Below are 5,395 nucleotides of genomic sequence, written 5' to 3' on the forward strand. Positions count from 1 at the left end.
CTTCATGATTAGTGGCGATCGTTATAGTTTTATTAATTATATATGCATTCTTTTTACTCCCATCAGGAAGATAGTACTCCTTAACCTCAACCTTAAAAAAAGAATACATTTCATCTATAAATGAAGATATATTTTCATTCAGACTAATATTACCTAACGAACATCCAGATATTATTTCAGAATTAAAGTTTATCATGTTAGAAGTCACCATTTTTTAACACCCCATCAATATATACCGGAGAGTCTTTTATTAGATCGTAGTTTTTAAATTCACCATTACCGATCCTTCCAAAGAGGGCTACCGTCCAAAGGGCGGTGACCGCACCACGCCGCAGGTGAACATTGCGGGTAAGTGGCTGGCCGAGGCGGGATTTGAGGTGGGCACCGGCGTCAGCCTGAAGGTACTGGACGGCTGTCTGGTGCTGATCCCCGATAGCCGCGAGGAAACGCGACTGCGCCAGGAGCAGGTACGCCTTGAGAAGCTGAGGCAGGAGATAGTGCAGACCCGGCATCAGGCGCTGGCGTTGCTGACTCAGGTCAGCGGCTAAAAATAAAGCCGGAAGGATAGAGGGGATTGCTTCAGGCTTTATTTAACTTTTCGTTATTTTTCCGTATTGATAGGCAAGGTTAATTAACTCATCAATAAGTCCATCTTCATCCGGCCAATCTAAAATAAAGCGAGGGTATCCCGGCATGTAAATTTTTGGATCCATTACCCTAATCATCTCTTCCAGTTCTTTTTTAACTTGAATTAAAATCTGGATTGAAAGAGGCGCTACTTCGTTACGCTCATGCCGAATAATTGCGTCAACTACCTTTTTAAGGGCATCACTCAATAATAATCCAAAAGAAGATCTCATAATAAAGCCCCATACTTCCAGGGCTGAAGAACAAAGATTTGCTCTGCGCCACCACTATATTGAGCACCATATTCAAATTGCGCAGCTGCTCTACCTTTGATCATTGTTGTACCTGGACTTATCTGCCATTGTTTAATTCCAGTCATACCATTCCATTCGGGAGGTAATGCCAGACCAGTTCTGTTCGTCTGCGGAGTGAATGTTTCAAAAACATATTGCCCTTCAGCTCTGGCAGTTTTTCCATAATCATGGAAGCGTGTCCCAAACTGGTTATTTCCAGCCTTTTGCACGGATAAAGTTTCTAACTCAAAGGAATCAATTATTTGTTTCCTCTGTGCTCTGTTAACTCCCATAGAGCGAAGATATGCTGATGCATCTTTTGCACCTTTGTAAGGTTCTGGTCGACCATCAATCGAACAGTTACTCAACCCCAGCGGATCAATCCACCCCAGCGGATTCGGCGCATACTGATAAAGATTCAGCCCACCCGCCAGCCCTATCGGGTCAGGCTGCGTAAAACGTCCACAGTCTGGATCGTAATAACGGAACAGATTGTAGTGAAGCCCTNCAGCCCTATCGGGTCAGGCTGCGTAAAACGTCCACAGTCTGGATCGTAATAACGGAACAGATTGTAGTGAAGCCCTGTCTCCCTGTCCAGATACTGATCTTACCCAGCAATAGTGGACACGCGACTAAGTGAGTAAACTCTCAACCAGAGGTGACTCATGACAAAACCAACATCGACCAGCATAAAGCCCCGTAAGCAGCACTCGCATGAATTTCGCAACGAAGCGCTGGCGCTGCTGGCTCAGGCTGGCGGCTACAATAAAAGCTGGAAGGATCACAGGGACCGCTTCCGGCTTATTTAACTATACTACTCTTTCTAAATAGCTATCGACTGCTTTTTCCATTCTGTCCAAAACATCTGTAATTGGATTAAGGTAGTCGTTATACATTTCTGCATAACGACGGGCAAAGCCTCTTAAGGGATTATTATTTATCTCATTATTAATAACTTTCACTTCCTAACGTTCAAGATCATTAATAAAAGTTCGCAAATGTTCTTTGCGCTTACTTTTTATAACCGCTTCAATATTATCAATTGTTTTATCTATTTCCGATAAAAGTGATTTTTTATGCAAGAGTAATATTCTTCATAATGAAAGATAGCTCTCCACTGCTTCTTCAGCATCAGACATTTGATAAAGAAGAGGATTATCATAATCATTATATATTTCTAAATATGCTTTAACGGAGTTATGTATTTCGTTGTAAGTTAAAACATCCATTTCGATATCATGAATTGCTTTCTTATATTTATCAATGATACCATTAAGATCTAATTTATGAAAAACCAATTTTTCTTTTTCCAGATCTGACAAAGTTTTCTTTAAGATATTTAACGCTTCTTTTTTTGTTTTCATGATATTAGCCTAAATAGAGTTAATTCCTCTAACATTCAATATCCAACTCTGATCCCATCCTCGTGGAAGAATGATTTGGTCTGCTCCCCCAGAGAGTATTGTTCCAGATTTGGTTATTTGTGGTGCAACCTCTCCTAACTGTAAAACGGTCCCTTTAGGTACAAGAATGGTTGCTTCAAACTGTCTCGTATTTTTCCACTGAGGTAAAAGTGCAGCATCAATTTTAGCCTGTATTCTACTACCTGAGCTAACAGTAGAAACAAAAGAACCATCTATTTTTGCAGTGCCACCAAAAACTCGATACATAGTAATATCCTGTGTGGTCATCACAGTTTTATATTCACTATTAGTGAATGTTGAAGCAAGGGATGGAGGCAAAGGAGATTTTTCAATTTCTCTATATTTGCCTTCCAAGCTACACTTCGTCAACCCCAGCGGATCCACCCAGTTTAACGAGTTCGGAACGTACGCGTAGAGGTTTAATCCCCCAGCAAGCCCCACCGGGTCTGGGCACAGGCAACATCCCTCCCGCGAATCATACTAGCGGTTCAGGTGGTATACCTCCGCCAGAAATGCATCATACTCTAGGATCTTAATCACGCTACCGCCCTACTTTGATAGTTTTTATCTGCACAAAATTATTTTAAATCAATTAGTAATGAAAATACATAATGATTGAGGCATCGTAGTATCCACGTGGATTGGATATGGGATAACGACGAGCTGCATCTGACGGGGGACTGGCTGACGCAGTGTGGCCTGACCAGGCACTGGCGATCAGCGTGATACCCGGCAAGGTGATAATTCAGATTCACTAGGGCAATATGCTTGCCTAGCAACAGATAAAAATGGCAGGGAGCAGATAAAAATAACCGGGGAGATCCAATGATGATCTTCCCGGCTTTTATTTATGGCAGTTTTCTAGCTGTTTTCTTAGTGGCTAATGGTTTCCAAGAGATTAATACTCCGGCCTCACCAAGACACCTATTTACCTCGTCGAGTTCAGTATCCTCAACGGTCCATAGCCACAGATTATTGTTTAACCCTTCAAGGGAACCATAATTTTCATCACTTGATATCCACTCTTTCAAGTTAACATTTCCGATAACAATATCAAGATGATGACTATTAATCACATTAATAGGATAAACCATCCTTAGCATCGTATTTTTATAACGTTCTTGACCTTTAAATCTACCTGGGAACTCTCTTTTAAATAAAGATGCATTTTCATATTGATATATATTAACCATATTATCACCAGTGGCATAATAGAGCGCTTTGGTGACTTTATCAGTACGGTACTTAATACCATATGAATATGGTATATTATCAGACAGTGAACTTAAAAATTCAGTTGTAGCCTTGGAGTCATCAGCTACGCTTGGGCATTGCACATCAATATAATTGAAGCCACCGAACTCATTGGTCATATAACCAAAAGATGCATTCCACGGCTGTGCATCTTTCTGCTCTGAATATATTCTAAATGCGGTAACCGCATTATCCTTTATTTTTTCCTTTAAGTCAGGGAATGATATCTCTACGATGTCGTGATCACCTAGATGATCACCATTTTTTAACATCTTATAATATCCGGCACCAGTAATAGGCATGCCAATATCGGTAAGTAACTTCTCACCTAGTTCGCATGCAGTTTTTGCGTCTATATTCTCAGTATTATACACAGCCATTCCAGAATACATATATTCCTCTTATATTCCTGAAATTAAGTTATCATGAGAGCCGCCGGGATATTACCGCCAAGTACTATTAGCGCAGCCCCAGCCTCCATCTGAAGGGTGACTGGCTCAGGGAGGCGGGATTTGAGACCGGCTGTCCAGTAACGGTGAGGATCGATGAAGGCCGGCTGATCCTCACCGTGGAGCAGCAGACTGGCGGCTGAAAGTAAAAAGCCGGAAGGATCTTGATGATCGCTTCAGGCTTTATTTTTATAATGTGATCGGTTTATAGTCCATTATTTTATCGGCTATTTCTTCAGCGCTAAGATCTTCCTGGAAGATATAATTTGCAGCCTGAGGATCAACAACGCTACTACAAAGCAAGTCAATATCATTATCAGCTTCTTCCTCAGTACCTTCACTGCGCTGTATTTTCTCAATTAACTCGATAAGCTCTTTTCTTTGCATATTCAACCTCAAAAATGATAAGCCCTATCTAACACATCAAGGTGATATCTTGGGGTAACAACAATAATATTATCAACATCATAGACACCGCCTCCATGTTGAATAGGCGTCCGATGATGAAGAACATAGGATTTGTTTTTCCCATTCCATTGAGTATCGTGAGCTATTGGTGCTTTGCCATCTTTCATCCTGGTAATATTTGAACGGCTAAATTGCTGAGAAAGGTGGGAATCATTTCCTACCTCTTTCCAGACATTTTCTCTGAAGTCGTCAAAAGATTTAAATTGTCTGCCACGTAATTTATCAGCTATTGATGATGGGAATAAGCCAGCATTACCATGAGTACCTCTTAACCATTTCCCTTCAATATTACTGCCTTTTCCCGAGGCAGTTCCGGGCTTACATCTCGTCAGCCCCAGCGGATCAATCCACCCCAGCGGATTCGGCGCATACTGATAAGTATTCAGCCCACCCGCCAACCCAATAGGGTCCAGCTGCGTAAACCGTCCACCCACAGGATCGTAATACCGGAAAAGATTGTAGTGCAGTCCGGTTGATTCGGCACCTGTGGTGCCTCACCCCTTCGGGGCCGTCGCTGAAGCGATGTTCAATTTTGCTGAAGCAAATTAGTCCCGGTCCAGATACTGTCCCTGAAAGCGCAGGTTCTGCTGGACTGACTGATACCCTGTGGTGCTTTCCTGCTCCGTTATCCCCCACGTCGAGAAGCGCCCGCGCCACACCACTTCGCCACGATCGTTGGTCATCCGCTCCGGCAGCCCGTTCAGCTCCGTGTGGTACCAGAAAATATCCGACTGTTCACCGAAGGTATCAACCCGGGCAATCGGCTCCCAGCTTCCTTCGCTGTACAGGTACTGCGTGTCACGCTCCGGCGCGGCGCTGCTGCTTTCGCCCACCATCCGCAGCCCGCTCCACAGAAAAGTGACGGTTTCCGCAGCCTTAT

Annotated in this window: 10 protein-coding genes and 5 pseudogenes; 3 read left to right on the plus strand and 12 right to left on the minus strand. The window is 42.9% G+C overall.

Annotation, left to right across the window (positions count from 1 at the left end; all coding sequences use genetic code 11):
- A pseudogene (locus A1830_RS23570) lies at positions 1-211 on the minus strand (hypothetical protein); the annotation flags it as partial.
- 43 nt (positions 212-254) lie between these two features.
- Between A1830_RS23570 and A1830_RS20690 the strand changes: the two are divergent.
- Positions 255-548, plus strand: a complete 294-nt coding sequence (locus tag A1830_RS20690) for a SymE family type I addiction module toxin (RefSeq protein WP_082804231.1) — start codon at positions 255-257, stop codon at positions 546-548.
- A gap of 42 nt (positions 549-590) precedes the next feature.
- Here A1830_RS20690 and A1830_RS20695 read toward each other — a convergent pair whose 3' ends face one another.
- The 4 genes and pseudogenes from A1830_RS20695 to A1830_RS24140 form a co-directional block, all read right to left on the minus strand.
- Positions 591-860, minus strand: a complete 270-nt coding sequence (locus A1830_RS20695; protein WP_067710471.1) for a hypothetical protein — start codon at positions 858-860, stop codon at positions 591-593.
- On the minus strand, positions 857-1,288 hold the full coding sequence (locus A1830_RS20700; RefSeq protein WP_197473381.1) for a hypothetical protein: 432 nt from the start codon (positions 1,286-1,288) through the stop codon (positions 857-859). The genes A1830_RS20695 and A1830_RS20700 overlap by 4 nt, the downstream gene beginning before the upstream one ends.
- Positions 1,277-1,438: pseudogene (locus A1830_RS23730) on the minus strand (RHS repeat-associated core domain-containing protein); the annotation flags it as partial. The pseudogene A1830_RS23730 and the gene A1830_RS20700, both read right to left, overlap by 12 nt.
- Positions 1,439-1,470: 32 nt before the next feature.
- Positions 1,471-1,518: pseudogene (locus A1830_RS24140) on the minus strand (hypothetical protein); the annotation flags it as partial.
- A 67-nt stretch (positions 1,519-1,585) separates the two neighbouring features.
- Here A1830_RS24140 and A1830_RS22840 point away from each other — a divergent pair.
- On the plus strand, positions 1,586-1,729 hold the full coding sequence (locus tag A1830_RS22840; RefSeq protein WP_156485057.1) for a hypothetical protein: 144 nt from the start codon (positions 1,586-1,588) through the stop codon (positions 1,727-1,729).
- Here the strand turns inward: A1830_RS22840 and A1830_RS23580 are convergent, their stop codons facing one another.
- The 5 genes and pseudogenes from A1830_RS23580 to A1830_RS20710 form a co-directional block, all read right to left on the minus strand.
- Positions 1,730-1,882, minus strand: a complete 153-nt coding sequence (locus A1830_RS23580; protein ID WP_231877693.1) for a hypothetical protein — start codon at positions 1,880-1,882, stop codon at positions 1,730-1,732.
- Between the two features lie 132 nt (positions 1,883-2,014).
- Entirely contained in the window at positions 2,015-2,284 is a 270-nt protein-coding gene (locus tag A1830_RS20705; RefSeq protein WP_067710473.1) for a hypothetical protein, read from the minus strand.
- Positions 2,285-2,293: 9 nt separating this feature from the next.
- Positions 2,294-2,698, minus strand: a complete 405-nt coding sequence (locus A1830_RS22845; protein WP_231877694.1) for a hypothetical protein — start codon at positions 2,696-2,698, stop codon at positions 2,294-2,296.
- Positions 2,699-2,701: 3 nt separating this feature from the next.
- Positions 2,702-2,791: pseudogene (locus A1830_RS23800) on the minus strand (RHS repeat-associated core domain-containing protein); the annotation flags it as partial.
- Positions 2,792-3,192: 401 nt separating this feature from the next.
- Complete coding sequence (locus A1830_RS20710; RefSeq protein WP_231877695.1) at positions 3,193-3,972, minus strand: hypothetical protein; 780 nt, start codon at positions 3,970-3,972, stop codon at positions 3,193-3,195.
- Positions 3,973-4,079: 107 nt separating this feature from the next.
- Here A1830_RS20710 and A1830_RS24145 point away from each other — a divergent pair, with 107 nt between their 5' ends.
- Positions 4,080-4,190, plus strand: coding sequence for a SymE family type I addiction module toxin (locus A1830_RS24145; protein ID WP_231877698.1), 111 nt, complete (start codon positions 4,080-4,082; stop codon positions 4,188-4,190).
- 46 nt (positions 4,191-4,236) lie between these two features.
- Here the strand turns inward: A1830_RS24145 and A1830_RS20715 are convergent, their stop codons facing one another.
- Both A1830_RS20715 and A1830_RS23590 read right to left on the minus strand, forming a co-directional pair.
- A complete protein-coding gene (locus A1830_RS20715) occupies positions 4,237-4,434 on the minus strand; it encodes a hypothetical protein (RefSeq protein WP_067710477.1) in 198 nt (65 codons plus the stop codon).
- A gap of 8 nt (positions 4,435-4,442) precedes the next feature.
- Positions 4,443-5,372 (minus strand): annotated as a pseudogene (locus A1830_RS23590) (RHS repeat-associated core domain-containing protein); the annotation flags it as partial.
- Between the last annotated feature and the right edge of the window lie 23 nt (positions 5,373-5,395).

The sequence above is a fragment of the Erwinia sp. ErVv1 genome, from assembly GCF_900068895.1.
GTDB lineage: Bacteria > Pseudomonadota > Gammaproteobacteria > Enterobacterales > Enterobacteriaceae > Erwinia.